25 protein-coding genes are annotated in these 26,457 nt (G+C 65.1%); 8 read left to right on the top strand and 17 right to left on the bottom strand.

Translation table 11 applies throughout. The annotated features are described in order from the left end of the window. Positions 1-49 precede the first annotated feature (49 nt). From G6N43_RS06075 to G6N43_RS06065, 3 genes are read left to right on the top strand one after another with little or no spacing between them, the layout of a single operon-like run. Positions 50-1,207: a 3-ketosteroid-9-alpha-monooxygenase, oxygenase component gene (locus tag G6N43_RS06075; protein WP_083156676.1), complete on the top strand. Its 1,158-nt coding sequence runs from the start codon at positions 50-52 to the stop codon at positions 1,205-1,207. Next, on the top strand, positions 1,204-1,668 hold the full coding sequence (locus tag G6N43_RS06070) for a hypothetical protein (RefSeq protein ID WP_083156677.1): 465 nt from the start codon (positions 1,204-1,206) through the stop codon (positions 1,666-1,668). The genes G6N43_RS06075 and G6N43_RS06070 overlap by 4 nt, the downstream gene beginning before the upstream one ends. Positions 1,669-1,685: 17 nt before the next feature. Beyond that, on the top strand, positions 1,686-2,327 hold the full coding sequence (locus G6N43_RS06065) for a sensor domain-containing protein (protein ID WP_083156678.1): 642 nt from the start codon (positions 1,686-1,688) through the stop codon (positions 2,325-2,327). An 8-nt stretch (positions 2,328-2,335) separates the two neighbouring features. Here the strand turns inward: G6N43_RS06065 and G6N43_RS06060 are convergent, their stop codons facing one another. From G6N43_RS06060 to G6N43_RS06045, 4 genes are all read right to left on the bottom strand, one after another. Then, positions 2,336-4,570, bottom strand: a complete 2,235-nt coding sequence (locus G6N43_RS06060) for an acyltransferase family protein (RefSeq protein WP_275989907.1) — start codon at positions 4,568-4,570, stop codon at positions 2,336-2,338. Between the two features lie 123 nt (positions 4,571-4,693). Next, positions 4,694-5,839, bottom strand: coding sequence for a sulfotransferase family protein (locus G6N43_RS06055; protein ID WP_083156679.1), 1,146 nt, complete (start codon positions 5,837-5,839; stop codon positions 4,694-4,696). After that, complete coding sequence (locus G6N43_RS06050; RefSeq protein ID WP_163658022.1) at positions 5,839-6,612, bottom strand: SDR family oxidoreductase; 774 nt, start codon at positions 6,610-6,612, stop codon at positions 5,839-5,841. Before G6N43_RS06050 ends, G6N43_RS06055 begins: the two co-directional genes overlap by 1 nt. Before the next feature lie 2 nt (positions 6,613-6,614). Further along, on the bottom strand, positions 6,615-7,742 hold the full coding sequence (locus tag G6N43_RS06045; RefSeq protein WP_083156680.1) for a hypothetical protein: 1,128 nt from the start codon (positions 7,740-7,742) through the stop codon (positions 6,615-6,617). An 86-nt stretch (positions 7,743-7,828) separates the two neighbouring features. Here G6N43_RS06045 and G6N43_RS06040 point away from each other — a divergent pair, with 86 nt between their 5' ends. Then, positions 7,829-8,731, top strand: a complete 903-nt coding sequence (locus G6N43_RS06040) for an IclR family transcriptional regulator (protein ID WP_083156681.1) — start codon at positions 7,829-7,831, stop codon at positions 8,729-8,731. Positions 8,732-8,774: 43 nt separating this feature from the next. On the opposite strand, the gene G6N43_RS06035 is transcribed toward G6N43_RS06040, so the two are convergent. From G6N43_RS06035 to G6N43_RS06015, 5 genes are all read right to left on the bottom strand, one after another. Continuing rightward, complete coding sequence (locus tag G6N43_RS06035) at positions 8,775-9,167, bottom strand: hemophore-related protein (RefSeq protein WP_083156682.1); 393 nt, start codon at positions 9,165-9,167, stop codon at positions 8,775-8,777. A gap of 83 nt (positions 9,168-9,250) precedes the next feature. Continuing rightward, positions 9,251-11,329: a RecQ family ATP-dependent DNA helicase gene (locus G6N43_RS06030; RefSeq protein ID WP_083156683.1), complete on the bottom strand. Its 2,079-nt coding sequence runs from the start codon at positions 11,327-11,329 to the stop codon at positions 9,251-9,253. 85 nt (positions 11,330-11,414) lie between these two features. Beyond that, positions 11,415-12,473 carry a 4-hydroxy-2-oxovalerate aldolase gene (gene dmpG, locus G6N43_RS06025; RefSeq protein ID WP_083156684.1) on the bottom strand — a complete coding sequence of 353 codons (1,059 nt, stop codon included), beginning with the start codon at positions 12,471-12,473 and terminating at the stop codon, positions 11,415-11,417. Further along, the gene (locus tag G6N43_RS06020; RefSeq protein WP_083156685.1) at positions 12,470-13,387 is read right to left on the bottom strand and encodes an acetaldehyde dehydrogenase (acetylating); all 918 of its coding nucleotides are present in this window, start codon (positions 13,385-13,387) and stop codon (positions 12,470-12,472) included. Before G6N43_RS06020 ends, dmpG begins: the two co-directional genes overlap by 4 nt. A gap of 15 nt (positions 13,388-13,402) precedes the next feature. Further along, entirely contained in the window at positions 13,403-14,188 is a 786-nt protein-coding gene (locus tag G6N43_RS06015; RefSeq protein WP_083156686.1) for a 2-keto-4-pentenoate hydratase, read from the bottom strand. 149 nt (positions 14,189-14,337) lie between these two features. Between G6N43_RS06015 and kstD the strand changes: the two genes are divergently transcribed. Together kstD and G6N43_RS06005 are read left to right on the top strand one after the other, a co-directional pair. After that, positions 14,338-16,020, top strand: a complete 1,683-nt coding sequence (kstD, locus tag G6N43_RS06010) for a 3-oxosteroid 1-dehydrogenase (protein ID WP_083156687.1) — start codon at positions 14,338-14,340, stop codon at positions 16,018-16,020. Continuing rightward, positions 16,020-16,880: an enoyl-CoA hydratase ChsH3 gene (locus G6N43_RS06005; protein ID WP_083156688.1), complete on the top strand. Its 861-nt coding sequence runs from the start codon at positions 16,020-16,022 to the stop codon at positions 16,878-16,880. Before kstD ends, G6N43_RS06005 begins: the two co-directional genes overlap by 1 nt. A gap of 9 nt (positions 16,881-16,889) precedes the next feature. On the opposite strand, the gene G6N43_RS06000 is transcribed toward G6N43_RS06005, so the two are convergent. The 6 genes from G6N43_RS06000 to G6N43_RS05975 are packed head-to-tail and all read right to left on the bottom strand — an operon-like array spanning position 16,890 to position 22,883. Beyond that, on the bottom strand, positions 16,890-18,053 hold the full coding sequence (locus G6N43_RS06000) for a 17-hydroxy-3-oxo-4-pregnene-20-carboxyl-CoA lyase (protein WP_083156689.1): 1,164 nt from the start codon (positions 18,051-18,053) through the stop codon (positions 16,890-16,892). Further along, on the bottom strand, positions 18,050-18,451 hold the full coding sequence (locus G6N43_RS05995; RefSeq protein WP_083156690.1) for a MaoC family dehydratase: 402 nt from the start codon (positions 18,449-18,451) through the stop codon (positions 18,050-18,052). The genes G6N43_RS06000 and G6N43_RS05995 overlap by 4 nt, the downstream gene beginning before the upstream one ends. Continuing rightward, a complete protein-coding gene (locus G6N43_RS05990; RefSeq protein ID WP_083156691.1) occupies positions 18,448-19,413 on the bottom strand; it encodes a bifunctional MaoC family dehydratase N-terminal/OB-fold nucleic acid binding domain-containing protein in 966 nt (321 codons plus the stop codon). Before G6N43_RS05990 ends, G6N43_RS05995 begins: the two co-directional genes overlap by 4 nt. 13 nt (positions 19,414-19,426) lie before the next feature. After that, on the bottom strand, positions 19,427-20,590 hold the full coding sequence (gene fadE29 / locus G6N43_RS05985; RefSeq protein WP_083156692.1) for an acyl-CoA dehydrogenase FadE29: 1,164 nt from the start codon (positions 20,588-20,590) through the stop codon (positions 19,427-19,429). Beyond that, positions 20,591-21,589 carry an acyl-CoA dehydrogenase family protein gene (locus G6N43_RS05980; protein WP_083156693.1) on the bottom strand — a complete coding sequence of 333 codons (999 nt, stop codon included), beginning with the start codon at positions 21,587-21,589 and terminating at the stop codon, positions 20,591-20,593. It lies immediately after the preceding gene. A gap of 40 nt (positions 21,590-21,629) precedes the next feature. Next, positions 21,630-22,883: a cytochrome P450 gene (locus G6N43_RS05975; protein ID WP_083156694.1), complete on the bottom strand. Its 1,254-nt coding sequence runs from the start codon at positions 22,881-22,883 to the stop codon at positions 21,630-21,632. 131 nt (positions 22,884-23,014) lie between these two features. On the opposite strand from G6N43_RS05975, the gene G6N43_RS05970 reads away from it, so the two are divergent. Further along, entirely contained in the window at positions 23,015-24,178 is a 1,164-nt protein-coding gene (locus tag G6N43_RS05970) for a steroid 3-ketoacyl-CoA thiolase (protein ID WP_083156695.1), read from the top strand. Beyond that, positions 24,178-24,564, top strand: coding sequence for a DUF8021 domain-containing protein (locus tag G6N43_RS05965; RefSeq protein ID WP_083156696.1), 387 nt, complete (start codon positions 24,178-24,180; stop codon positions 24,562-24,564). The genes G6N43_RS05970 and G6N43_RS05965 overlap by 1 nt, the downstream gene beginning before the upstream one ends. 168 nt (positions 24,565-24,732) lie before the next feature. On the opposite strand, the gene G6N43_RS05960 is transcribed toward G6N43_RS05965, so the two are convergent. After that, positions 24,733-25,638 (bottom strand): SDR family oxidoreductase, encoded by a 906-nt coding sequence (locus tag G6N43_RS05960; RefSeq protein ID WP_083156697.1) that lies wholly within the window; start codon positions 25,636-25,638, stop codon positions 24,733-24,735. Positions 25,639-25,671: 33 nt separating this feature from the next. Beyond that, a complete protein-coding gene (locus tag G6N43_RS05955; protein ID WP_083156698.1) occupies positions 25,672-26,445 on the bottom strand; it encodes an SDR family oxidoreductase in 774 nt (257 codons plus the stop codon). Between the last annotated feature and the right edge of the window lie 12 nt (positions 26,446-26,457).

The following is a 26,457-nucleotide window of genomic DNA, read 5'->3' as shown; positions in this document are numbered from 1 at the left end:
AAAAACTGTAACGTGTTCTAGTTAGCGACACAGAAACGGGAGGCCCACCGTGACTACCGAAACAGCAGGCGTTCGCGAAATCGACACCGGAACACTTCCGGACCGATTCGCGCGCGGCTGGCACTGCCTGGGCCCGGTGAACAACTACCTGGACGGCAAGCCGCACGGCGTGGAGATCTTCGGCACCATGCTGGTGGTCTTCGCGGACTCCAAGGGCGAGATCAAGATCCTTGACGGCTACTGCCGTCACATGGGCGGCAACCTGGCGCAGGGCACGATCAAGGGCGACGAGGTCGCCTGCCCGTTCCACGACTGGCGCTGGGGCGGTGACGGCAAGTGCAAGCTGGTCCCCTACGCCAAGCGCACCCCACGCTTGGCCCGGACCAGGGCGTGGCACACCGACGTCCGCGGCGGCCTGCTGTTCGTCTGGCATGACCACGAGGGCAACCCGCCCCAACCCGAGGTGCGCATCCCCGATATCCCCGAGGCCGCCAGTGACGAGTGGACCGACTGGCGGTGGAACACGATGCTCATCGAGGGCAGCAACTGCCGCGAGATCATCGACAACGTCACCGACATGGCGCACTTCTTCTACATCCACTATGGCCTGCCGACGTACTTCAAGAACGTCTTCGAGGGCCACATCGCCTCGCAGTACCTGCACAACGTCGGACGGCCGGACGTCAGCGATATGGGCACGACCTACGGTGAGGCGCACCTCGACTCCGAGGCGTCCTACTTCGGGCCGTCGTTCATGATCAACTGGCTGCACAACACCTACGCCGGCTACAAGGCCGAGTCGATCCTGATCAACTGTCACTACCCCGTCACGCAGAACTCCTTCGTATTGCAGTGGGGGGTCATCGTCGAAAAGCCCAAGGGCCTCGACGAGAAGACCACCAACCGGCTCGCCGAGGTGTTCACCGAAGGCGTCAGCAAGGGCTTCCTACAGGACGTTGAGATCTGGAAGCACAAGACGCGCATCGAGAATCCGCTGTTGGTCGAGGAGGACGGCGCCGTCTACCAGATGCGCCGGTGGTATCAGCAGTTCTACGTCGACGTCGCAGACATCACTCCGGACATGACCGACCGCTTCGAGATCGAGGTGGACACCACGGCGGCCGTCGAGAAGTGGCACGTCGAGGTGGAGGAGAACCTGAAGGCACAGGCTGAAGAGAAAGAAAGAGCCGAGCAAGCAAGCTCATGACGCCTCGCAAGGACGTCCCGGATGTCGACCAGCTCGCACGGTCGATGCTGCTACTGCACGGCGTCCATGATGACGACGACCACCACCACGGCGGTGAGCAACCCACCGGCGGGCCCCGATCCTGGTCCAAGGCACCGACTTTCGATGAGGATCGTGCCGCGGCGCTTCGCGAGGCCACCGCACGCGACCGTGAGCGCTACCTGAAATCGGGCCTGGTATCCATCGATTGCAGGTTCTGTCATGTGGCGGTCGACGTGAAGAAACTCGGTCCCGCGCACACCTCGGTCCAGTGGAACACCGAAGCGACACGGCGCTGTGCCTACTTCAGCGAGATCCGGGCAGCAGGCGGTGATCCGGCGCGGGTGCCGTCGTGCCCGCGGCTGGCGGACAGCATCAAACACGCTGTCGCCGAAGGCTGCCTGGAGGAGATGTCGTCGGCGCCCGCACCCGGTGACGGCTAGCTTTTACACTTGCAGCCATGGTGGCGGCACGCGGGTGTGGGCTCTTGCTCGCTGTCGTCCTGAGCGGCTGCACCCAGGTGATCGACGATCCGCAACCGAAGGCGCCCCCGGTGGCACCGATCACCGCGGGTCAGGTCGTTGACCTGTTGAGCCCCAGTGTCGAGAAGTACGACGGCAACCTGTTCACCACCGTCACGCCAGAGGAGTGCAGCGGCGTCGCCAAGGAAGTGGACCCGCCCTTCATCTTCGATTCGGACCCGGCGGCGACGGACGGCGGCCATTGGATGGTCGACAAGCTCGGCCGTGAGACCTACATCGAGGAGATGGTCGCCGTCTATCGCGCGAACTACGACGCGAAAAAGGCTCTGTCGCAGGCGAAGCAGACACTACAGTCGTGCCAGGGCACGCGGTTCGAAGTCACCGACATGAAGGGTCGCTCGTATGACTTCGCGTTGCTGCCGCCGGTGCCGTCGAGCTCACCCAACATCCTGCTGTGGTCCTTCAAGGCCAGCGACTGGGCCTGCGACAGCACGTTTGTGGCGGCGCACAACGCGGCGATCGAGATCTCGACGTGTGGGCCAGTGGGTGGCTACCCGGTTCACATCCTGGCCACCGAGGCGTTGGATCGCATTGAGAGCCTTGCCAATACGACGGCCTGAGACTGCGCTCAGCCGTCGACCAATGTAAGCTCTGCCACCGCCCCGATCACCGGTGCCAACAGCAGCGTGTATTGGCCCGTCGCATGGTTGAAGTCGTGGTAGACGAGGGTGTTACCCACAACGGCGGGGCATCGCACGGCGGTACAGAACAAATCGGTGACATCCGCATAATGTCCGCCCCCGGCCCGAGTGGCGCCCGCTTCAGCGTCGATGCCTTTCCGGTTGACCGCCGCAGACGTCGGCGGTGAACACGGCGTCGAGTCGTAGAGGTGTAGAGAGAGGCAGTTCGGCACCCACATACGCGTGTCCGGGATCGGGCCTAGTACCAAAACTTTCGCGCCGGTGTCGCGGAACCCTCGCACCAGGTCGGTCAGCTTCTCGGTCCACACGGCGTCGTACGCGGTGTAGTTTGACGTCTGGTCATAGCTCGCGCCATATTGCCGAGATATCGCGAGCACGATCAGTTCCGGACGCTCTTTCCTCAACCGGCTGACAATATGCTCACGCCATTCGTCGCACTCGGTGTAGTCGCGGCGAAGAGTGCCATTGAAGATTGTCATGTCCAGCATCGGGCAACCGGCCTTGGCCAGTAGTTCCAACCGCCATTTACGCTGCTCGGCGACTTCCCTGAGCGGTGGAGCCCACATCCCGGCATTGGAGTCACCAACCAGGGCAACGGTTGTCGCCGAAGAAGTGTCGCCTACCGCGCATTCAGGATGGTCGGTTTCGAAGAAGCCGCGTACACAGCCCGACAAAGGGCCGGGCGCCGTTCGCACTACTTCTGTTGTGCTGGCGAGCGTCGGCTCCAGGTTCGACGGCACCTCCTTCACATCGGCGGATGCCGCAACGGCTGCCTGCACCTGAGCGTAGGTATCTCGCACAGCTGCTTCGTACGGCTCCACGTTCGGTCCAGTGGGGGCAGGGCCGCTAGTCACAGTCAGTGTGGGGGCTGGAGGCCCAGGGCCTATAGGCGAAGGCAGCCACACCAGCAAGGCGATGCACACACAAACCGCAACGGCGGTGAACCCTCCGCCGACGAGCAGGCTGCGGGCGGGAGACCGCCGCAAGCGCGGGGAAAACCGGAAGGGGTTCTCGATCACGCGCAGTGTGACCCAGGCCAACCCGCCGGACACCACGATGAGCACCAGCGCGAGTAAGAGCGGGCGGCCCAGGAAGGGCGGAAAGAACAGTAATACCAGCAACACTGGCCAATGCCAGAGATACCATGAATACGACAGCCGGCCGCCGGCCCGCATCGGAGCCAATTCGAGAATGCGACCACACCCACGAGACGGCGCAGCACATCCGGCGCCGATCACCAGCGCCGTGCCGACCACAGGTAAGAGTGCAGCAGTACCCGGATAGGGTGTTGCCCTTGTCAATTCGAGGAAGGCCAACACGATCACTACCAGCCCTCCCCAGCCCAGGATCGTGCACAACAACGGCGGGATTTTGCGCCACCATGCGACGGTGAGAGCCACCAGACCGCCAACCGACAACTCCCAAGCTCGAGTTGGCAGTGAAAAGAACGCCACCGAAGGCAGCGCCTCAGTGGCCACCAACGAGACCGCAAACGATATGGCTGCGACAAGCCCAAGCACCCACAAGTAGGGGCCGATCGATGTCTTGTCGCGAGGCTCGGCCCGCCGCGATGCACGGTGGATCAGCCAGGCGGTCGCGATGATTATTGCGGGCCACAGGAGGTAGAACTGCTCCTCTACGCCGAGCGACCAGTAATGCTGGTATGGCGACGGCGGCGCGTTGGCGCCCAGATAGTCGATACCTTCCAACGCAAACCGGTAGTTTCCGACATAGAGTGCACTGGCGATCCCGTCCAAAAGGATGTTCTTGGACTGCAGCGGGCCTACCACAAGAATCGCGCCGATCGCGATTATCACGCCTACCGTGGCCGACGCTGGAAGCAACCGTCGGGCCCTGGCTGCGTAGAACCGGCGTAACCGGATCGTGCCGGTACCGCTTGCCTCACGCCAGAGGATCCCGGTGATGAGGAAGCCCGAGATGACGAAGAACACGTCCACACCGGCGTATCCACCGCCCACACCCGGCACACCAGCGTGAAAAAGAATGACACCGATGACCGCGACAGCACGCAAACCCTCGATATCCGCGCGAAACCCTGTACTCGACGCGCCGGGGTCTGGGGTTTCCGACGTCGAAGGCGCGCGCCGGAAGCGAATACGTTCCCTGGCTCGCTTGGTGAGCGTGTCCGACGTTTCGGTCAACGGGAGCTCACTTCTTGCGGCCCGATCGAAGGCACATTTGCGGAGTTTCTCATGAGAGCGTTCTCGGTGCCGCCCGAATGACGCACCAAGATCAAATGTGGCCCAAACTCATCACAGAGCAGGTCAGAGACCTTTGAAGCGCTCCTTGACCTGATCGTCGGTCAGACCGTAGTCGGCCAGGGAGTAGGTGTGCTTCGGGGCGCGTGGGCCCTTCTGACTCTCGGCGTGGCTCTCCACGATCGCGGCGCGGGCCTCTTCGGTGAAGTCGATACCGAAATACTCGTAGATCCGCTGGACGGCGGCGACCGGATCCTTGACGAACTCGAAGTAGTCGACATCGCAGAACTGCGCCGGGTCATGGTCGGCCCGGACGGCGTTGAACCGCCGCAGTCCTCGCGACCACGTCTCCATGGCGTCCTCGCCGATCTGTGCACCGACGAACGTGGTCGACCAGCCTGCCGTCGTGTGCTGCGCCAACGAGCACATCGAGGCCATGATGGTCTCCGCCGGCCGGTGGCACTGCACGATCAGCGCATCGGGATAGGTATCTAGCAGCGCGTCGAGCGCGAACAGATGGCTCGGATTCTTGAGCACCCAACGCTTCTCGGCGTCGTTGAGACCGATCAGCTGCAGGTTCTTGCGATGCCGCCGATACGGTTTGGTCCAGTCCTGTTTGGCGAGCCACTGTGAGTAGGTCGGCAGATGCGCGAGCGTCTCGTAGGACACCGAATGCAGCGACTGACGCAGCAGCTGCCAGCACTCCTCCACCTCGTCGGCGGTCATGTAGTGCAGGCCGGTGTAATCCGGGTCCTCTGCGTGTGCCTTGGCGAATTGTGCATCCAGCTGAGCGAAGACCGGGTTGTCCGACCATGTCTCGCGCGGCGGACGCGGTTGCGGAAATTCGGCGAGCCACAGTTCCAGACCCTGATGCCGCGGATCGGCGGTCAGGAGCCGGTGGATGAGGGTGGTGCCCGTGCGGGGCAGCCCGGTGACGAAGATCGGCCGCTCGATGGCGACGTCGGCGTGTTCGGGGTACTGCTTCCAGGCCGCCTCGGATACCAGCCGGGCCACGAGCGCATTGCGCACGAAGAACCGGTTCATCTTGCTGCCGAGTTCGGTCAGGTTGGCGTCGCGCCGGAACGATTCCAGCAGCACGCTCAGAGCCTCGCGATAGTTGTCGTCGTCGACGCCGAAATCGTCGAGGCCGCACGCCTTCGTCGCCGACGCGTGCAGATCCTCGACGGTACCCACATCGGTCCGTACGGTCATCAGGCCTTGTACTCCCCGCAGTTGACATCGAGCGCCTGGCCGGTGATGCCGCTGGACAGGTCGCTGGCCATGAAGAGTATGGCCGAGGCGACCTCGTCCTCGGTGGGCAGGCGCTTCAGATCAGATCCTGCGGCGGCGGCGTTGTAGATCTCTTCGACGCTGGTGCCGTACTTGCCGGCCTGGTGCTCGAAGTAACCCTTCAGCGTTCCGCCCCAGATATAGCCGGGCAGCACGGAGTTCACCCGGATGCCCTGCTCACCCAGTTCGGTGGCCAGCGTCTGCGACATCGCCAGGAGCGCCGACTTGGCCATCTTGTAGGCGCCGTACTTGGCCTGTGAGTGGCGCACCACCATCGAGTTCACGTTGACGACGGAGCCCTTCGACTCCGCCAGCGCAGGCGTGAAGCCCTGGATCATCCGCAGCGCGCCGAACACCGTCAGCTCGATCGCGTCCCTCATGTGCTCGAACGTGGTGTTGGCGAACGGTTTCATCGACGGGACGCGGAACGCGTTGTTGATCAAGACGTCGACCCGGCCGTACGCCTCGAGCGTCTGCTCGACGAGGTTGGCCACCTGGGCTTCGTCGGTGATGTCGGTGCCGACTGTCACCGCACGCCTGCCGATGTCGGTGATCTGCTTGGCGACGTCCTCGAGTCGTTCCACCGTGCGGGCGGCCAGCACCAGATCGGCGCCCGCCTCCGCACATCGCTTGGCGAGCGTGGTCCCCAGCGCCGGGCCGACACCACTGATCACCACAACCTTGTTATCGAGCACCGCTAACCCACCATCCTGTCGCCGATCTGCTTCTGGCGCAGTGCGATCCGCGCGCGCCAGTCCTCGTCCGAGATCTTGTTCGATTCGTAGAACGGTAGCGCCGCGGCCACCTTGTCGATGTCGACGATCTCGACCGTGGGGCCGTCGGCCTCGGTGAGCTCGCGGGACAACCGCTGCCAACGGAACTGCAGATACCCTCTGCGGTGGCCCAGGGTCTCGACCCAGTTGGTCACCCCGGGGTTCGCATCCGACACCACGTAGCGGATCTTGTCGTCCGGATCCGCCTGTGCCTGAGTGCCGTTCAGTGACGTCTGGTGATTGATATAGTCCAGCGAGATGTACCACAGACTGCCCAGCTGGAAACCCAGGTACGGAGCGTCCGGAACGGGCAGCGTGATGATCATCGCCTGATCCGGCGCCAGATCGAAGTGGCCGACCGACGAGTACTGCGTCGCGAGACCTCCCGGCGTCAGCCGAGGAGCGACCATCGTGTTGACCGGCAGGGTGTCGTAGAACCACTGCGGAAACTGCAGCCAGGTCTTCACGCGCTGGACGAGTTGCTTACCCGCGATGGCATAACGCTTTTCGATCAGCTGGCGAGTCAGCGGTGGGGGCGCCGTGCCCGCCGTGTCGGTCCTGGCGATGCTGATGTAGCCGCGTTGTGCGGACCAGTCGTTGTAGACCTCGCGAACCACCAGTTGCGACGGGCTGGTCGGCGTGACCCGCCACTCGAAGTAGCCGTCGTCGTCGATGTCGAGCTCACGGTCGTCGAACGCGATCTGGCTCGGCGGCACGTTGTCGTCGGTGTACTCACCGCCGAGCATCTGGAAACAGAGGTCGGTCGTGGTGCCGCGCTTACCCGTGACGACGTACTCGTATCCGGGTAGTACGCGGGTGCCGAAGTACATGGCGTCGGGATTGTCGAGGCCCATCTTCGTGAAGGGTCCCGTCCCGGAATGCATGAACGGATGGTCGCGGTCGTAATCGAACGCCAGATGCGTGCACGCCGAAATGCAGCCCGCCAGGTATTGCAGGCCCTCCAGCAGGTCGGCTTCGGATTCGATGAAGGGGGCGGCGGCGACGAGCTTCTCCGCCTCGGCGATCGCGTCGGTCAGTGGCTGCGAATACACACGTCGAAACTAGAACGCGTTCTAACAAGAGTCAATATATCGACCGCAGCGGTACATATATGGAACGGACACGGTAGGCTGCGGGCGTGTCCGCCCCTGGGCCCTCCGGCCGTTCGTCGCCGCCGACCGATCGCGTCGTGCGGATACTCGACTACCTCGCGGGTCATCCCCAAGACCGCTTCGGGGTGTCGGACCTGGCCCGTCGGGTCGGGCTGAGCAAGCCGACGTGTCTCGGCATCCTCACCTCGCTCGCCGACGCGGGTTATCTGGTGCGCGATGCCGCGGACAAGACCTACCGCCTGGGCCCGTCACTGATCACGCTGGGCCATCGGGCGCAGGAGTCGCTGCGGGTCAGCCCAGCGGCGCGTGAGGAGCTACGGCGGCTGTCGGCGCGGTTCGGGGTCACCGCGGCATTGTCCGGCGTCATCGACGACCGGATCACGCTGCTCGATCTCGTCGCACCCGCCGGCGCGCGGCCCGGTGTCGAGGTGGGCCAGAGCTATCCGTTTGCGCCGCCCGTCGGGCTGATGTTCGTGCTGTGGGACGACGAAGCCGAACGCAACTGGCTGGCCAAGGAACCGACGATCCCGCTGCGCACGCACTCCGACCGCCTCAACCGCGTAATCGCCAGGTGCCGCGACGACGGCTATCTGGTCGAGCGCCTGACCCCCGGCGGGCGACGGCTTTATTCGTTGATGGCGGGGATGTCGAGCACCCTGCCCGACGAATTGCGCGCACTGCTATCGGAATTGGTCTCCGACATCGGCGAGCGCGTGTATCTGCGCGACGAGAACAGCGCTGCCGGACGCAAGCGGCATGACATCAGCGTGATCTCGGCGCCGGTCTTCGACCACTATCAGCGGCAGGTGATGGTGGCCTCGATGCACATCGGGAAAGCGTTGACGGACAACGAGATCGTCGAGCGTGCCCATGCACTGGTGGCGACAGCCGATGCCGTGACCGCACAGTTGGGCGGGGCGAAACCATAAAGCACTGCCCTAGCTAGCACTCACCGCGCCGGCGTGGAGCGACCTAGAGGTCGGTCAGTGCTTCCGTTATCGGTGTGGGTGCCACCTCGACGCCACACTGGCTGGCCAGATCGATGGCGGGCTGATTGATCGCCCTCAACTCCATTTCGACCTGCGGGTTCTCCGCGAAATACACGCGGAATGCCTGCGTCACGTCGGACTGCGTCGAGTTCATGATGTTCGTGAGCTCGTCATTCGCATCGGCATTGTGCTCGAGGTACGTGCTCGTTGACTCAGACACGGTGCGCGACGTATCGGCAATGGCACTCACGCTGCAGTTTTCGGTCGGCTCCGCGTTCGCGACCGGCATGATGATCGCGGCGGAACCAAAGGCAAGTAGACCCCCGGCGAACATGCCGTAGAGGCCGCGTCGCACGGTCTTCTCGGACATCTTCATCGAATCACTCCTTGAATCTGCGACCTGTCAGCCGCTCCCCAAAGGCGTAACCGATGTGGGGGCGGGCCTAAACAAACCGCAGGTCAGCTGGTGCTGGCCAGCGCAAACGGCAGCACTTCCGGCGCTCCCGCGGCCCTGACCACCCTGGCCGCCATGGTCACCGTCCACCCGCTGTCGACCAGGTCGTCGACGAGCAGCACCGGACCTCCCGCGATGTCTCGATCCGGCGCAGTCCATGCCCCATCCAGCGCGGCGACACGGTACGCCGAGTTCGCCGCGGTGACCGGCCGCCGCGTCGGTGCGTACTGCAGGGTGTCGAGGTCCGTCAGCCTGCCGAGTCGGGCCAGCTCGCGGGCCAGCGACGAGATCAGGCGCGGATGACGGTCGGAGTCCAGCGCCATCACCGCCGTCGGCCGAACCGCCCAATCCCATGACGCCAGCACTTTCACCGCAGCATCAACCAGGTCCTCGGACACGTCGCCGTCTGGCTCATCGAGCAGGCGGCGCAATCGCGCGCCCCAGCCCAAGTCGGTCAGTCTGCCGATCGCTCGTCCCGACGCCGGGCCGTCGGTGATACGGCCCGAGAGCTCGACGCCCAGTTTGGCCAACCCGGACGGCCACTGCTTGCGTGGAACCAGCTCCACTCCCGGACGCATCAACCGTTGCCTGGTGGACTCGGCGGCGCTCGCATCAACCTCGGCGTCCAACCGAATGCCCGTGCAGTTGTCGCACCGACCGCACCGCTCACCGTCCCGCAGCGCGGGATCGTCGAGTTGGCGCCGAAGAAACGCCATCCGGCACTCGCTCGTGACCTGGTAGTCGAGCATCGCCTGCTGTTCGGTCTTGCGCGCCTCGTCGAGTTTGCGGTAGCGCGGCTCGTCGTACTCCCATTCCGCGCCGGTACCGACCCAGCCACCCTTGACCCGCCGCACCACACCGTCGACGTCGAGCACCTTCAGCACCATCTCCAACCGGGATCGGCCCAGGTCGACGAGCGGTTCCAGCGCGGGTGTGGATTGCGGCCGCTCGGGATCAAGCGCACGAATCACGTTGCGCACCATGGCCTCCGCTGGGAACGCCACCGAGGCGAAGTACCGCCAGACATCCTGGTCCTCGCGACCGGGCAGCAGGATGACCTCCGCGCTCTCGGTTGAGCGCCCGGCACGGCCGACCTGCTGGTAGTACGCGATCGGTGAGGACGGGGCGCCGAGATGCACGACGAACCCGAGGTCGGGCTTGTCGAAGCCCATGCCGAGCGCCGAGGTCGCCACCAAAGCTTTGACGTTGTTGGCCAACAGATCCGCTTCGAGTTGTTCGCGTTCCGCGGCCTCGGTGGCACCGGTGTAGGCGGCGACCTCATGACCCTGCTCACGCAACAGCGATGCGACGTCGTGGGCCTGTGCGACGGTGAGCGTGTAGACGATCCCGGAGCCGGGCAGCGAATCGATATGCGTCGCAAGCCAAGCCGCGCGTTGCGCCGGGTTTCCGGCGTGGACGACCGACAGGCGCAGCGACTCGCGATCCAATCCGCCGCGCAGCACCAAGGTGTCCTGCCCGCCGACGCCCAACTGCGCGGCGACGTCGTCGACGACCCTGTCATTGGCCGTTGCCGTGGTCGCCAGGACCGGGACGTCGGCACCGAGTTCGGCGATCAGGGTGCGGATGCGCCGGTAGTCGGGCCGGAAGTCGTGACCCCAGTCGGATACACAGTGCGCCTCGTCGACCACGACAAGACCGGCGTCGTGCGCCAGCGCGGGCAGCACCTGATCGCGAAAGTCGGGATTGTTCAACCGTTCTGGGCTGACCAACAGGACGTCGAGGTCGCCACGGTGCACACGCGCATTGATCTCGTCCCAGTCGGCGACGTTGCTCGAGTTGATGGTGGCGGCGTGCACCCCCGCCCGATCCGCGGCGGCCACCTGGTTGCGCATCAGCGCCAGCAGCGGCGAAACGATGACCGTCGGGCCGAGGCCTGCGTCCCGCAGCAGCTTGGCGGCGATGAAGTACACCGCCGACTTGCCCCAGCCGGTGCGCTGTACGACGAGGGCCCGTCGACGCGCGACAACCAGCGCCTCGATGGCCGTCCACTGGTCGTCGCGCAGTCTGGCCGTCGGGCCCGCCAGCTTTTCGAGCAGGGCCTGTGCGTCGTCGCGAGTTGTCATAGCCCCTATGCCGCCATCAGCGCGAGCAGTCGCGAAAACCCCCAAATATCCACAATTTCAGGGGTTTTCGCGTCTATTCGCCAAGCTATTTGGCGGCTGCCGCTTCTTGTTCGCGCTTGATCTCGAGCGCGATGTCGATGAGCTGATCCTCCTGGCCGCCGATCAGCTTGCGCTGCCCGGCGCGGTGCAACAGCTTGTGCGCAGGCACGCCGTAGCGCTCCGACTGGCGGATGGCGTGCTTGAGGAAGCTGGAGTACACCCCGGAGTAGCCCATGATCAGTGCGTTGCGGTCGAGCAGGCACTCGGCAGGCATCGCGGGCGCCACCACCTCTTCCGCGGCGTCGGCGATGTCGAAGAAGTCGATACCGGTCTTCACGCCGATCTTGTCGAACACCCCGATCAGCGCCTCAACCGGCGCATTGCCCGCACCCGCGCCGAAGCGGCGGCACGACCCGTCGATCTGCTTGGCGCCCGCCCGCACAGCCTCAATCGAGTTGGCCACGCCCAGCCCGAGGTTCTCGTGGCCGTGGAAGCCGACCTGCGCGTCGTCGCCCAGCTCGGCGACCAGCGCGGCGACACGGTCCCGCACCCCCTCGAGCACCAGCGCACCCGCGGAGTCGACGACGTACACGCACTGGCAGCCGGCGTCGGCCATGATCCGCGCCTGTTTCGCCAGCGCCTCCGGCGGAATCGTGTGGCTCATCATCAGGAAGCCCACCGTCTCCAAGCCGAGTTCGCGAGCCAACCCGAAGTGCTGGATCGACACGTCGGCCTCGGTGCAGTGCGTCGCGATCCGGCAGATCACGCCGCCGTTGTTCTGCGCCTCCTTGATGTCCTCCTTGGTGCCAACGCCGGGCAGCATCAGGAAGGCGATCTTGGATTCCTTGGCCGTTTCGGCCGCGAGCTTGATCAGTTCCTGTTCGGGCGTTTTGGAAAAGCCGTAGTTGAAACTCGAGCCGCCAAGACCGTCACCGTGGGTCACCTCGATGACCGGCACACCAGCGGCGTCGAGCGCCGCGACGATCGCGTGCACTTCCTCCTTGGTGAACTGGTGCCGTTTGTGGTGACTGCCGTCGCGTAGCGACGTGTCCGTCATCCGGACGTCCCAGATCGGATTGAAATAGATGCCATCGGTGCCACTCATGCCTGGCCTCCTGCTGTCGCAGCGAGTGATTCCTTTGCGATCTCCTCGCCGACCTTGGCCGCCGCTGCGGTCATGATGTCCAGATTTCCAGCGTAGGGCGGCAGATAGTCGCCCGCACCCTCCACTTCGATGAAGGTGGTCACGACGTGCTGGCCACCGTTGACCACCGACGGCTCATCGAACTGCGGCTCGTTGAGCAGGCGGTAGCCCGGCACGTAGGTCTGCACCTCAGCCACCACATCCTTGATCGACGCCGTGATCGCGTCGTGGTCGGCATCCTCGGGGATCGCGCAGAAAATGGTGTCGCGCATGATCATCGGCGGCTCCGCCGGATTCAGAATGATGATCGCTTTGCCCCGCTTGGCCCCACCGATGTTCTCCACACCCGCACTAGTGGTCTTGGTGAACTCGTCGATGTTCGCGCGGGTACCCGGTCCGGCAGACGCCGACGACACCGACGCGACGATCTCGGCGTACGGCACCTCCACCGCACGTGAAACCGCGTAGACGATCGGGATGGTGGCCTGACCGCCGCAGGTCACCATGTTGACGTTCGGCGCGTCCAGATGCGCCCGCAGGTTGGCTGGCGGAATCACGCCGGGCCCGACGGCAGCCGGGGTGAGGTCGATCGCACGAATACCCGCCTCGGCGTAGCGCGGCGCGGCATCACGATGCACGTAGGCACTGGTCGCCTCGAAGACCATGTCGGGTTTCTCGCTCTGCGCAAGCAGCCAGTCGACCCCTTCGTGTGAGGTCTCCAGACCGAGCTTGCGTGCCCGCGCCAGGCCTTCGCTCTCGGGGTCGATACCGATCATCCACCGAGGCTCAAGCCACTCCGAGCGCAGCAGCTTGTAGAGCAGGTCGGTGCTGATGTTTCCCGATCCGACGATCGCGACTGATGCCTTGTGCGGCATGGTGTGTGCTCCTCGTTACTCGAAACTCAGGTGGACTGCGCCCAATCCCTCGAAGTCGGCGATGAAGTCATCGCCGGGGTTGGCGTCGAAGGCTTTGGTGCACGATCCGGGCAACACGATGTCGCCGGCCTTCAGCCGGACGCCGAAGCCATCCACCTTGCGGGCCAGCCATGCCACCGCCGTGACCGGGTTTCCCAACACCGCATCGCTGCGGCCCTTCGCGACCACTTCGCCATTGCGGGTGAGCACGGCGCCGATGTTGCGGATGTCGACGTCCTTGGGTGACACCCGCGCCTCGCCGAGCACCCAGCCCGCCGACGACGCGTTGTCGGCGATGGTGTCGCAGATCGAGATCTTCCACTCCTTGATGCGGGTGTCGATCAACTCGATCGCCGGGGCGAACGCCGCCGTCGCCGCCAGCACATCGTCCTCCGTGCACCCGGCGCCGGGCAGGTCGTCGGCCAGGATGAAGCCGACCTCGACCTCCACGCGGGGGTAAAGGTAGTTGTCGGTCTGGACCGGCGCGTTCTCGAAGACGGCCATCTCGTCGAGCAGATGCCCGTAGTCCGGCTCGTCGACGTTCATCATCTTCTGCATGGCCTCCGACGAGAGGCCGACCTTGTGCCCGATCACTCGGGCGCCCTCGGCCACCCGTTGCCGGATGTTGATCAGTTGGATCTCGTAGGCGTCGACGACATCGATGTCCGGATGCGCGTCGGTCAGCGGGGAGATCGGAACCCGGCTGCGCTCGGCCTCGGCCAGGTCAGCGGCCAGTTTCTCGCGCGTCTCGACGCTCAACATTTCGGGTCTCTCCCTCTGCTACCAGGGCGGATAAAGCCCGGTTAACGAAATAGTAGTGCGGTTCGGGCCTCGGTGAACTAAGCGTTCCGCTGACCGAAATGCGGGGTCAGTGGCGCCCGGACAGGACAATTCTATAACGTGTTCTAGTTATGAGGGATGAGGAGTACGACGTCGTCGTCGTTGGAAGCGGAGCAGCCGGGATGGTTGCCGCTCTGACGGCGGCTCACCAGGGGTTATCGACGATCGTCATCGAGAAGGCGCCGCACTACGGTGGATCGACTGCGCGGTCCGGCGGCGGCGTGTGGATCCCGAATAACGAAGTACTCAAGCGTGACGGCGTCACCGATTCACCCGATGCCGCGCGCAAGTACCTGCACGCGATCATCGGTGATGTGGTGCCTGCCGAGAAGATCGACACCTACCTCGAACGCGGCCCCGAGATGCTCTCGTTCGTGCTGAAGAACTCGCCACTGAAGATGTGCTGGGTGCCCGGATACTCCGACTACTACCCCGAGACACCCGGCGGTAGGCCCGGTGGCCGTTCGATCGAGCCGAAGCCGTTCAACGCGCGCAAGCTGGGGCCCGACGAGAAGGGCCTCGAGCCGCCGTACGGCAAGGTGCCGTTGAACATGGTCGTCATGCAGCAGGACTACGTCCGCCTGAATCAGCTCAAGCGCCACCCTCGCGGCGTGCTGCGCAGCGTGAAGGTCGGCATCCGTTCGGTATGGGCCAATGCGACCCGCAAGAACCTCGTCGGCATGGGACGCGCACTGATCGCACCCCTGCGCATCGGGTTGCAGAAGGCGGGCGTCCCAGTGCGGCTCAACACCGCGCTGACCGACCTGTACGTCGAGGACGGCAGGGTGTGCGGCATCTATGTCCGCGATACCAATGCACCGGAAAGCTCTGAACCCCAACTGATCCGCGCCCGCCGCGGCGTGATCCTGGGCTGCGGCGGCTTCGAGCACAACGAGCAGATGCGGGTGAAGTACCAGCGCGCACCCATCACCACCGAGTGGACGGTGGGCGCCAAGGCCAACACCGGCGACGGCATCATCGCGGCCGAAAAGCTCGGCGCTGCACTGGAGATCATGGAGGATGCCTGGTGGGGTCCGACCGTTCCTCTGGTCGGCGCTCCGTGGTTCGCGCTCTCCGAACGCAACTCCCCCGGGTCGATCATCGTCAACATGTCCGGCAAGCGTTTCATGAACGAGTCGATGCCCTACGTCGAGGCCTGTCACCACATGTACGGCGGGCAGTACGGCCAGGGTCCTGGGCCGGGCGAGAACATCCCGGCGTGGTTGATCTTCGACCAGCGGTACCGCGATCGCTATATCTTTGCGGGTTTGCAGCCCGGACAACGGATTCCGACGAAGTGGCTCGAGTCCGGCGTCATCGTGAAGGCCGCCACGATCGCGGAACTGGCGGAGAAGACGGGTGTTCCGGTGGATACGTTGACCGCGACCGTCGAACGCTTCAACGGGTTCGCGCGATCCGGTGTCGACGAGGACTTCAAGCGCGGCGAGAGTGCCTACGACCGCTACTACGGCGACCCGACGAACAAGCCGAACCCCAACCTCGGCGAGATCAACCAGCCCCCGTATTACGCAGCGAAGATGGTGCCAGGCGATCTGGGCACCAAGGGTGGCGTGCGCACCGACGTCCACGGACGCGCGCAGCGTGACGACGGCTCGATCATCGAGGGTCTATACGCGGCGGGTAATGTCAGCGCACCGGTGATGGGCCACACCTATCCCGGTCCTGGTGGAACGATCGGCCCGGCGATGACCTTCGGATACCTGGCAGCACTGCACATAGCGGGGAAGAACTGATGCCCATCAATCTCGACGAGGCGCTCGGCGCCGAACTGCCGCCCAAGGAATTCTCTTGGAGCAGCAGCGACATCCAGCTCTACCACCTCGGCCTCGGCGCGGGTGCCGACCCGATGGACAAGCGCGAGCTGCGCTATCTGACCGACGACACTCCGCAGGTGCTGCCGACGTTCGGCAACGTCGCGGCGACGTTCCACGACACGAAGCCACCGGCTGTCCGGTTCCCGGGTATCGACATCGAACTGTCGAAGGTGCTGCACGCCAGCGAGGCGGTGTCCGTGCCCGGTCCGATCCCTCCGGCGGGCACCGGCATCGCGGTCACCCGTTTCACGGATATCTGGGACAAGGGCAAGGCCGCGGTGATCTGGTCGGAGACAACGGTTTCCGCGCCCGACGGTACCCTGCTGTGGAAGCAGAGGCGGTCGATCTTCGCGCGTGGCGAGGGTGGCTTCGGTGGTGAACGCGGCCCGTCGACGTCATCCGAACCGCCCCAGCGCGCACCGGATTTCGAGGTGGCGATCGCGGTGTCGCCGCAGCAGGCGTTGCTGTACCGCATGTGCGGCGACCGCAACCCGCTGCACTCGGATCCTGACTTCGCGGCCGCGGCCGGCTTTCCGCAGCCGATCCTGCACGGGCTGTGCACCTATGGCATGACGTGCAAGACGATCGTGGACACCCTGCTCGACGGCGATACGGCTCGTGTCGCCAGCTACGGAGCTAGGTTCGCAGGCGTCGTGTTCCCCGGCGAGACGCTGAAGGCCAGCATCTGGAAGGAGGGCGAAGGCTTCGCTGCCGTCGTCACCGCACCCGAGCGTGACAACGCTGTCGCCCTGGCCGGTGTTGAGCTCATTCCGGCCTGACCGCCGCGCTCAGCCCAGGATGAGGCCTGAGGTGGGCACCCCGGTCCCGGCCGTGACGAGCACGTGCTCGACGTCGGGCACCGGGTTGACCGACGTGCCCCGCAGCTGTCGGACGCCCTCCGCGATGCCGTTCATGCCGTGGATGTACGCCTCGCCCAGCTGACCACCGTGGGTGTTGATCGGCAGCCTGCCGCCGACCTCGATGGCGCCGTCGGCGATGAACTCCTTGGCCTCGCCGCGGCCGCAGAATCCCAACTCCTCCAACTGAATCAGGGTGAACGGGGTGAAGTGGTCGTACAGGATCGCGGTCTGGATGTCGGCCGGTGTCAGACCGGACTGCTCCCACAGCTGCCTGCCCACCAGGCCCATCTCCGGCAGGCCGAGCTCGGGCCGGTAGTAGCTGGTCATCGAGTACTGGTTGGGGCTGGAGCCCTGTGACGCCGCCTCGATGACGGCGGGCCGGTGCTTGAGATCCTTGGCGCGCTCGACCGACGTGATCACCAGCGCCACACCACCATCGGTCTCCTGGCAGCAGTCGAGCAACCGCAGCGGCTCGGCGATCCACCGCGAGTTCTGGTGATCCTCGATGGTGATCGGCTTCTCGTAGAAGTACGCCTTCGGGTTCTTGGCCGCGTGCTTGCGGTCGGCCACGGACACGACACCGAAGTCCCGGCTCGTCGCACCGGAGTAGTGCATATACCGCTGGGCGATCATCGCCACCTGCGCGGCGGGCGTCGACAGGCCGTGCGGATACGAGAACGAGTTGTCCACGCCCGTCGAGTCCGCGTTCTCCACCAACCGCATCTGCACCTGGCCGAAACGCATCCCCGAGCGCTCGTTGAATGCCCGGTATGCCACAACGCAATCCGCGACACCCGTGGCGACCGCGATCGCCGCCTGCTGAACCGTCGCGCAGGCCGCGCCGCCACCGTGGTGGATCTTGGAGAAGAACGTCAGCTCTCCGATACCGGTGGCGCGCGCGATCGCCACCTCGGTGTTGGAGTCCATGGTGAACGTGACCATGCCGTCCACGTCGGCAGGCGTCAGGCCCGCATCGTCGAGCGCATCCAGCACGGCTTCAGACGCCAGCCGCAGTTCACTCCGGCCGGAGTTCTTCGAGAAGTCGGTGGCGCCGATCCCCACGATCGCCGCCTTACCGGACAGACCGCTCATGCATCTCCGATCGTCAGGGTCGCGGTGGCGATCACGTGGTCGCCAAGGCTGTTGCTGCCAGTCACTTTCAGCGAGATCACGCCGTCTTCGACCGCCGTCACCTCACCTCGGAAAGTCACGGTGTCGTAGGCGTACCAGGGCACCCCCAACCGCAGCCCGATCGACTTGATGATCGCCGTCGGGCCGGCCCAGTCGGTGATGTAGCGCTGTACGAGACCGGTGTCGGTGAGGATGTTGACGAAGATGTCCTTGGATCCCTTGGCCTGCGCCTTGTCCCGGTCGTGGTGGACGTCCTGATAGTCGCGCGTGGCGATCGCCGTCGACACGATGAACGTCGGGTCGCCGTACAGCGACAGCTCGGGCAGCTTGGTGCCCACTTCCACGGTCGGCGCGCTCACTGGGCCGGCTCCCATGCGTAGAGGGTCCAGGCCGGACCTGAATCACCTTCGGGAAAGTCGATATACGTTGCGCGGACGGGCAATCCGATCTTTACCTTGGCGGGGTCGATGTTGCGGAGCTCACCGAGCATCCGGACTCCCTCCTCGAGTTCGACCAGTGCGATGACGAACGGCAGTGTGCGGCCGGGCACCTTCGGGGCGTGGTGTACCACGAAGCTGAACACGGTGCCCTTGCCGGAGGCGACGACGTAGTCGATCGGCGCCTCCTTGTCCTGCCAGAGGGCAGGCACCGGCGGATGCACCAGGGTGCCGTCGGGCTTCTTCTGGATTCGCAGCTCGTGCGCGTTCACGCCGTCCCAGAAGAACTTCGTGTCGCGCGACGACGCCGGCCGCATCATCGAATTCGCGTCCAGGTCCGGCGGCACCTGCGACGCAGCCGCCTTATCGGCCTCGGCGGGCCGGAATTTCATGATGCGCCACATCATCTCGGCGACGTCCTCGTCGCCGACCTGCCAAGAGATCTTCTGCGTGATGAAGAAGCCTTCGCCGAGCGCGGTTCGCTTGGGGCCGACGACGTCGGTCAGCTCTGCGGAGACGCTGACCTCCTCGCCGGGACGCAGGTAGCGGTGGTAGGTCTGCTCACAGTTGGTGGCGACGACGCCGATATAGCCTGCCTCGTCGAACAATCCGATGATCTTGCCAAGCGGATCGTCGTCGGGCCGGTTGCCGCCGAGGCCCATCATGGTCCACACCTGGATCATCGCGGGCGGAGCGACGATGCCGGGATGGCCCGCCGCCTTGGCGGCCTCCTCGTCCACATAGATGGGGTTGCGGTCCCCCATCGCATCGAGCCAATGGTCGATCATCGGCTGGTTGACCGGGTGCCGGCCGACCCGCGGCTTGCTCTTGCCCTCGGCCTTGACCCGTTCGGCGGCCTTCTGGATGTCCTCGATCGCGCTCATCACAGTCCTCCACTCACCGAGGAACCCTCGGAACCTTGAGACCTGACGCCGCGATCATCTCTCGCATCACCTCGTTCACACCTCCACCGAACGTGATCACCAGATTGCGCTTGGTCTGCGAATCCAACCACTCGAGCAGTTCGGCGGTGTCTTCGTCGGCCGGGTTGCCGTACTTGCCCACGATCGACTCGGCCAGCCGTCCGGCGTACTGGATCTTCTCGGTGCCGAACACCTTCGTCGCCGCGGCGTCCGCGACGTCGATGGTCTCGCCCGACGCGGCGACCTGCCAGTTCAGCAGTTCGTTGATCCGCCACAACGCCTTGAGCTCACCGAGCGAACGCTTCACGTCGTCATGGTCCACCGGGGTGTCGCCGTTGCTGCCGGGCTTCGACGCCCACGCGTGGACCCGGTCGTACAGCGACGCGAAACGTCCTGCCGGCCCCAGCATCACACGCTCGTTGTTGAGCTGGGTGGTGATCAGCCGCCAGCCCCCGTTCTCCTCACCGACCAGCATGTCGGCGGGGACGCGGACGTCGTTGTAGTACGTCGCGTTCGTATGGTGTGCGCCGTCGGACAGAATCATCGGCGTCCACGAGTAACCGGGATCCTTGGTGTCGACGATCAGAATCGAAATACCCTTGTGCTTGGCGGCTTCCGGATCGGTACGGCACGCCAGCCAGATGTAGTCGGCGTCATGGCCTCCGGTGGTGAACACCTTCTGGCCGTTGACGATGTACTCGTCACCCTGACGCACCGCGGTGGTGCGCAGCGACGCGAGGTCGGTTCCCGCTTCCGGTTCGGTGTAGCCGATCGCGAAGTGCACCTCACCCGCCAGGATGGCAGGCAGGAACTTCTTCTTCTGCAGTTCGGTTCCGAACACCTGCAGGGTCGGCCCGACGGTCTGCAGCGTGACAGCCGGCAGCGGTACGTCGGCGCGGTGCGCCTCGTTGACGAAGATCGACTGCTCGATGGGGCCGAACCCCAACCCGCCGAACTCCTTTGGCCAACCGACGCCCAGCTTGCCGTCCGAACCCATGCGCTTGATCACCGCGCGGTAGGCCTTGCCGTGGCGGTCCTTCTCCATCTCCTTGGCCTCTTCGGGGGAGATGAGGTTCGAAAAGTATTCTCGCAGTTCGGCTTGCAGCTGCCGCTGCTCGGGAGTCAGTTCGATGTACATTTACGCTCCCACCAGATCGAGACGGTGCGACGGCCCGCCCAGCAGCCGGGTCAGATCCTTGATGCTCGAGTAGTACCGGTCCATCGGATAGTCGATGTCCATCCCCATCCCGCCGTGCAAGTGGTGGCATAGCTGCATCACCGGCGGCGCCTGCGAGGCCAACCAGTAGCCGAGCACGGCGAGATCGTCGTCGGCGTCCAGCCCCTGCGACAGTCGCCACGACACCGACGTCGCCACCAGTGTCAGTGTGCGAGAAGCGATATAGACCTCGGCGAGCTGCGCGGCGACCGTCTGGAACGTCGAAAGCGGTTTGCCGAACTGTTCGCGGTTGGCGACATAGTTCGCCGTCAGGCGCAGCGCACCCGCGACCAGCCCGGCGGCGAAGGCGCCGATCGCGGCCAGCGCCAGCTGGTTGACACGATGCGGCGCAGCGCCGTCGAGCACACCGTCGACCGCGGCATCGGTGAACGTCACCGTGTACTCATCCGAATGGTTGGAGGTCGGGGTCTTGGTGAGCTGCACGCCGGCGGCCTTGGGCGAGATCACGGCGACGGCGTTGTCCGCCGTCACGACGATCCAATCAGCTTGCTCCGCATAGGGAACGGCGATCTTGGTCCCGTTGAGCTTGCCGTCGACCAGAGAAGTCCTGGGCCGATCGGGAAGCGGTGCACCCGGCTCGTTGAACGCCGCGGTCAGCACCGACCCCTTCGCCACGCCTGCGAGGTAGCGGTCCTGCTGCTCGTCAGACGCCAGGTCGAGCAACGGCAACAGGCCGAAGCCCAGCGTCGCCAACGCGGGACTGACGGTGCCGTGCCGACCGATCTCGGTGAGCGCGGTGCTCACCTCGGCCAACCCGAGGCCGTCGCCGCCGAGCCGTTCGGGCACGCCGAATGCGACGATCCCGCCGCCGACCAGTGCCTCCCAACTGTTCTCCCGTCCCAGCGCCGACGTCACCACATCGGCGACAGCCTGCTGCCCTTCGTCAGGACTGAAGTCCACCGAATCCTCCTCGATCCGATACAGCCGATACAGGTTGAAACTACTTCGCGGCCAGCGCGCTCTTCCCGGTGTAGTCAACCTGCCAATGCTTGATGCCGTTGAGCCAACCAGACCGCAGCCGCTCAGGCTCACCGATCGGCTTGATGTCGGGCATATGGTCGGCGACCGCGTTGAAGATGAGGTTGATCGTCATCCTGGCCAGGTTCGCGCCGATGCAGTAATGGGCACCGGTGCCACCGAACCCGACGTGCGGATTCGGATCGCGCAGGATGTTGAACCGATGCGGATCCTCGAAGACTTCTTCGTCGAAATTCGCTGACCGATACGACATCACGACACGCTCACCCTTCTTGATCGTCACGCCGCCCAGCTCGACGTCCTCGAGCGCGGTCCGCTGGAAGGCCGAAACCGGTGTGGCCCAACGGATGATCTCATCGGCCGCGGTCGAGGGCCGCTCCTTCTTGAACAGCTCCCACTGGTCGGGGTTCTGCGAGAACGCGATCATGCCGTGAGTGATCGAATTCCGGGTGGTCTCGTTGCCCGCCACGGCGAGCATGACCACGAAGAAGCCGAACTCGTCGTCGGAGAGCTTCTCACCGTCGATGTCGGCCTGGATCAGCGTCGTGACGATGTCGTCGGTCGGGTTCTTGCCCCGCTCTTCGGCCATGGACATCGCGTACATGATCAGGTCCATCGACGACTGCGCCGGATCGACGTCGGCGAACTCGGGGTCCTCGCCGCCGGTCATCTCGTTGGACCAGCGGAACAGCTTGTCGCGGTCATCCTGGGGCACCCCGAGCAACCCGGCGATGGCCTGCAACGGCAGTTCGCACGAGACCTGTTCGACGAAATCGCCGGAGCCCTCCGCCGCTGCGGTCTTGACGATGTTCTGGGCGCGCTGCGCGAGCTCGGCCTCCAGCCTGCCGATGGCGCGCGGAGTGAAACCGCGGGAGATGATCTTGCGCAGCCGGGTGTGGTGCGGCGCGTCCATGTTGAGCATGACGCTGCGCTGCAGCTCCACCTGCTCGCGCTTCATCTCCTTGGGCCAGACCGGGATCGCTCCGTTCTGCCAGCTGGAGAAGACGTCACTGCGACGCGACACCTCCTTGACGTCGGCGTGGCGGGTGACAAGCCAGTAGCCCTTGTCCTCGAAGCCACCGGTGATGCCGGGAACGTCGACCCAGTGGACGGGCTCTGCCTTGCGCAGCTCGGCGAGCTCCTTGACGGGCAGTCCGGCTAGGTTGACGTCCGGGTCGAGGAAATCGAAATCTGCGGGAATATTGAGGGGTGCCATGTACGGTGCGCTCCTTGAAACCGTTAATTGCAACGTGTTCTAGTGCCAGTAAAACATGCCTTCTCCGCAGATAAAAGGCAGGTCACCATCGTCGCTTGTCAGAGTAATGAAACGTGTTCTAGCCTGACGGAATGGGTAACCCTGTCATCGTTGAAGCCACCCGCAGCCCCATCGGTAAGCGCGGGGGGTGGCTGTCCGGCCTTCATGCAACCGAGCTCCTGGGCGCGACGCAGAAGGCGTTGGTCGAGAAAGCCGGCATCGATGCCGGCGAGGTGGAGCAGGTCATCGGCGGCTGCGTCACGCAGTTCGGCGAGCAGTCCAACAACATCACCCGGGTCAGCTGGTTGGTCGCCGGACTGCCGGAGCACGTGGGCGCGACGACGGTGGATTGCCAGTGCGGCAGCAGCCAGCAGGCGAACGGCCTGATCGCCGGCCTGATCGCCGCGGGCGCCATCGACATCGGCATCGCGTGCGGCATCGAGGCGATGAGCCGCGTCGGACTCGGCGCCAACGCCGGCCCTGACCGCGGGATCCTGCGGCCCGAGTCGTGGGACATCGACCTGCCCGATCAGTTCACCGCCGCCGAGCGCATCGCGCAGCGCCGCGGTATCACGCGCGAGGAGATCGACCAGTTCGGCTTCGACTCCCAGCGCAAAGCCCAGCAGGCCTGGGAGGAGGGCCGGTTCGACCGCGAGATCAGCGGAATCGAGGCCCCGGTGCTCGACGAGAACAAGCAACCGACCAGCGAGCGGCACGTCGTGACCCGCGACCAGGGCCTGCGCGAAACCACGCTGGAGGGCCTGGCCGCGCTGAAGCCGGTGATCGAGGGCGGTATCCACACCGCGGGCACGTCGTCGCAGATCTCCGACGGCGCCGCCGCGGTGCTGTGGATGGACGAGGACAAGGCGAAGGCGCTCGGGTTCAAGCCGCGGGCACGGATCGTCAGCCAGGCGCTCGTCGGCGCCGAGCCGTACTACCACCTCGACGGCCCGGTGCAGTCCACCGCGAGGGTGCTCGAGAAGGCCGGGATGAAGATGGGCGACATCGACATCACCGAGATCAACGAGGCCTTCGCGTCGGTCGTGTTGTCGTGGGCACGGGTGCACAACCCGGACATGGACAAGGTGAACGTCAACGGTGGCGCGATCGCGCTCGGGCACCCCGTCGGCAGCACCGGCAGCCGGCTGATCACCACCGCGCTGCACGAACTCGAGCGGACCGATCAAACGACCGCGCTGATCACCATGTGCGCCGGCGGCGCGCTGTCCACCGGAACGATCATCGAGCGGATCTGATGCCGGCGTCCCCGGTCTCTGATGCCGAGCGCATCGCCGCCGCGCAGGCCTACATCGACGCGCTGGTGTCCCACAACGCGGACAAGGTTCCGTTCGCGCCCGGGTGCACCCGCATCGAGGTCGGGCTGAAAACCGGGTTCTCCGGAAACCACCTGCGCCGCAGCCTGAATGGCGGGTTGCAGTATCGGGTCATCGAGGCGACGACGGTGCCTGAGTTCACCGTCGACGGCGAAACCGTCCACGCGAAGTTCGACCTTGTGACCAAACCGTCGCTGCTGGGTCGCAAGGTCGGTGCGCATATCGATGAGACGTTCCACATCCCCGCCTCCGACGGCCTGATCCACCACATTCGCGCGGGGATTCGCCCGTTCGTCACCGCGGCCTAGCTGCCCGGCGCTGACCGAACGCAAGATCCCGCTCGTCATCTGCGAGCGGGAACCGCGGATGTAACGACGCGGCGCGTTTCTGCGCGAATTTCCACCATGCGGTTACACGGCCCGAGATGCGACAGAGGAAGAGCGAAAACGCTACTCGCGCAAACTGACCAGGATGGTTCAGGCGCCGTAGACGGGCACCGCCGGACGCGCCTTGGCCAGCAGATCTCTCACGACGGGTCCGAGTTCGGCGGGATCCCAGCGGGCGCCCTTGTCGACCTGGGGTCCGTGCGCCCAGCCCTCGGCCACCCGGATGATGCCACCCTCGACCTCGAACATCGTTCCGGTGACGTCCTTGGACTCGACGCTGCCGAGCCAAACCACCAGCGGTGAAATGTTTTCCGGCGCCATCGCGTCGAAGTCCTTGTCCTGGGTGGCCATCATCTCGGCGAACACCGTCTCGGTCATCCTGGTTCTGGCCGACGGCGCGATGGCGTTGACGGTCACCCCGTAGCGGCCCATCTCGGCCGCGGCGACCAGGGTCAAGGCCGCGATTCCCGCCTTGGCCGCACTGTAATTCGCCTGTCCCACACTGCCTTGCAGGCCTGCGCCCGAGCTGGTGTTGATGATGCGCGCGTCGACGGTGTTGCCCGCCTTGGACTGTGCGCGCCAGTACGCGGCGGCGTGGCGCATGGTCGCGAAGTGCCCCTTGAGGTGGACGGCGACGACGGTGTCGAACTCCTCCTCGCTGGTGTTGGCGAACATCCGGTCACGGACGATGCCGGCATTGTTGACCAGCACATCGAGCCCGCCGAATGCGTCGATCGCGGTCTGGATCAGCCCCTCGGCCTGCGCCCAGTCGGCGACGTTGGCGCCGCTGGTGACGGCTTCGCCTCCGGCGGCGGTGATCTCGTCGACCACGCCCTGCGCCGCGCTGCCACCTCCCGCGGGTGAGCCGTCCAACCCGACGCCGATGTCGTTGACCACCACCCGCGCGCCTTCGGCGGCGAACGCCAGCGCATGTGCGCGTCCGATGCCGCCGCCTGCACCCGTCACGATGACAACACGACCGTCGAGCAGTCCCATATCTCTTATCTCCTACGTTGTTCGGTGTATGCGCTACTTGATGTCTGCGGTCGTGGTCGCCAGGTAGTGCGGCGGTTCGCCGCCGCCGTGCACCTCCAGCGAAGCGCCGCTGATGTAGGACGCGGCGTCGGACGCCAAAAACGCCGCCGCCCAGCCGACATCGTCTGGTTTGGCCAGTCGGCCCAGCGGCACGTTCTTGGAGATGGCAGCGATGGAATCGGCGTCGCCGTAGAACAATTCGGACTGTTCGGTCTCGACCATCCCGACAACCACCGAGTTCACCCGCACCTTTGGCGCCCACTCGACCGCCAGTGTGCTCGTTATGCTCTCCATGCCCGCCTTGGCCGCACCGTAGGGCGCGGTGCCCGGCGTCGGCCGACGGCCGCTCACACTGGCGATGTTGATGATCGAGCCCCCCTGGGGTTGCGTCTGCATCACCGCATTCGCGTGGATCGAGACCGACAGCGGCCCAAGCAGATTGAGCTCGACGATCTTGGTGTTGAACTTCGCCGACGATTCGGCGGCCAGGACGTAGGGCGATCCGCCCGCATTGTTGACGACGATGTCCAGGCGTCCATGCTTGTCGGCGACCGTCTCGATCAGCGCGGCCACCGCCTCGTCGTCGCGGACGTCGCAACTGTGGAACTCGTAGGGCAATCCCTCGACCGGCCGGCGCGCACACGTCACCACGGTCGCGCCTTGCGCTGCGAATACCGAGCTGATGCCTGCCCCGACGCCGCGTACTCCGCCGGTCACCAGGACGACCTTGCCGTGCAGTCCGAGGACTATCTCTGGGCGGTCAGTCACTGTGCTAGCGTA

The sequence above is a fragment of the Mycolicibacterium moriokaense genome (assembly GCF_010726085.1).
Lineage (GTDB): Bacteria > Actinomycetota > Actinomycetes > Mycobacteriales > Mycobacteriaceae > Mycobacterium > Mycobacterium moriokaense.
The sequence above is the reverse complement of the archived record's forward strand: the minus strand, read 5'-3'. Positions and strand labels throughout refer to the sequence as shown.

What these genes read in the sequence shown, in the direction of transcription:
- G6N43_RS06030 (WP_083156683.1), bottom strand. Translation starts at nt 11,329, where the DNA reads ATGACAACTCGCGACGACGCACAGGCCCTGCTCGAAAAGCTGGCGGGC.
- G6N43_RS06035 (WP_083156682.1), bottom strand. Translation starts at nt 9,167, where the DNA reads ATGAAGATGTCCGAGAAGACCGTGCGACGCGGCCTCTACGGCATGTTC.
- G6N43_RS06000 (WP_083156689.1), bottom strand. Translation starts at nt 18,053, where the DNA reads ATGAGCGGTCTGTCCGGTAAGGCGGCGATCGTGGGGATCGGCGCCACC.
- dmpG (WP_083156684.1), bottom strand. Translation starts at nt 12,473, where the DNA reads ATGAGTGGCACCGATGGCATCTATTTCAATCCGATCTGGGACGTCCGG.
- G6N43_RS06065 (WP_083156678.1), top strand. Translation starts at nt 1,686, where the DNA reads ATGGTGGCGGCACGCGGGTGTGGGCTCTTGCTCGCTGTCGTCCTGAGC.
- G6N43_RS05970 (WP_083156695.1), top strand. Translation starts at nt 23,015, where the DNA reads ATGGGTAACCCTGTCATCGTTGAAGCCACCCGCAGCCCCATCGGTAAG.
- G6N43_RS05990 (WP_083156691.1), bottom strand. Translation starts at nt 19,413, where the DNA reads ATGAGCGCGATCGAGGACATCCAGAAGGCCGCCGAACGGGTCAAGGCC.
- G6N43_RS05975 (WP_083156694.1), bottom strand. Translation starts at nt 22,883, where the DNA reads ATGGCACCCCTCAATATTCCCGCAGATTTCGATTTCCTCGACCCGGAC.
- G6N43_RS06020 (WP_083156685.1), bottom strand. Translation starts at nt 13,387, where the DNA reads ATGCCGCACAAGGCATCAGTCGCGATCGTCGGATCGGGAAACATCAGC.
- G6N43_RS06070 (WP_083156677.1), top strand. Translation starts at nt 1,204, where the DNA reads ATGACGCCTCGCAAGGACGTCCCGGATGTCGACCAGCTCGCACGGTCG.
- G6N43_RS05960 (WP_083156697.1), bottom strand. Translation starts at nt 25,638, where the DNA reads ATGGGACTGCTCGACGGTCGTGTTGTCATCGTGACGGGTGCAGGCGGC.
- G6N43_RS05965 (WP_083156696.1), top strand. Translation starts at nt 24,178, where the DNA reads ATGCCGGCGTCCCCGGTCTCTGATGCCGAGCGCATCGCCGCCGCGCAG.
- G6N43_RS06015 (WP_083156686.1), bottom strand. Translation starts at nt 14,188, where the DNA reads ATGTTGAGCGTCGAGACGCGCGAGAAACTGGCCGCTGACCTGGCCGAG.
- fadE29 (WP_083156692.1), bottom strand. Translation starts at nt 20,590, where the DNA reads ATGTACATCGAACTGACTCCCGAGCAGCGGCAGCTGCAAGCCGAACTG.
- G6N43_RS06005 (WP_083156688.1), top strand. Translation starts at nt 16,020, where the DNA reads ATGCCCATCAATCTCGACGAGGCGCTCGGCGCCGAACTGCCGCCCAAG.
- kstD (WP_083156687.1), top strand. Translation starts at nt 14,338, where the DNA reads ATGAGGGATGAGGAGTACGACGTCGTCGTCGTTGGAAGCGGAGCAGCC.
- G6N43_RS06055 (WP_083156679.1), bottom strand. Translation starts at nt 5,839, where the DNA reads ATGACCGTACGGACCGATGTGGGTACCGTCGAGGATCTGCACGCGTCG.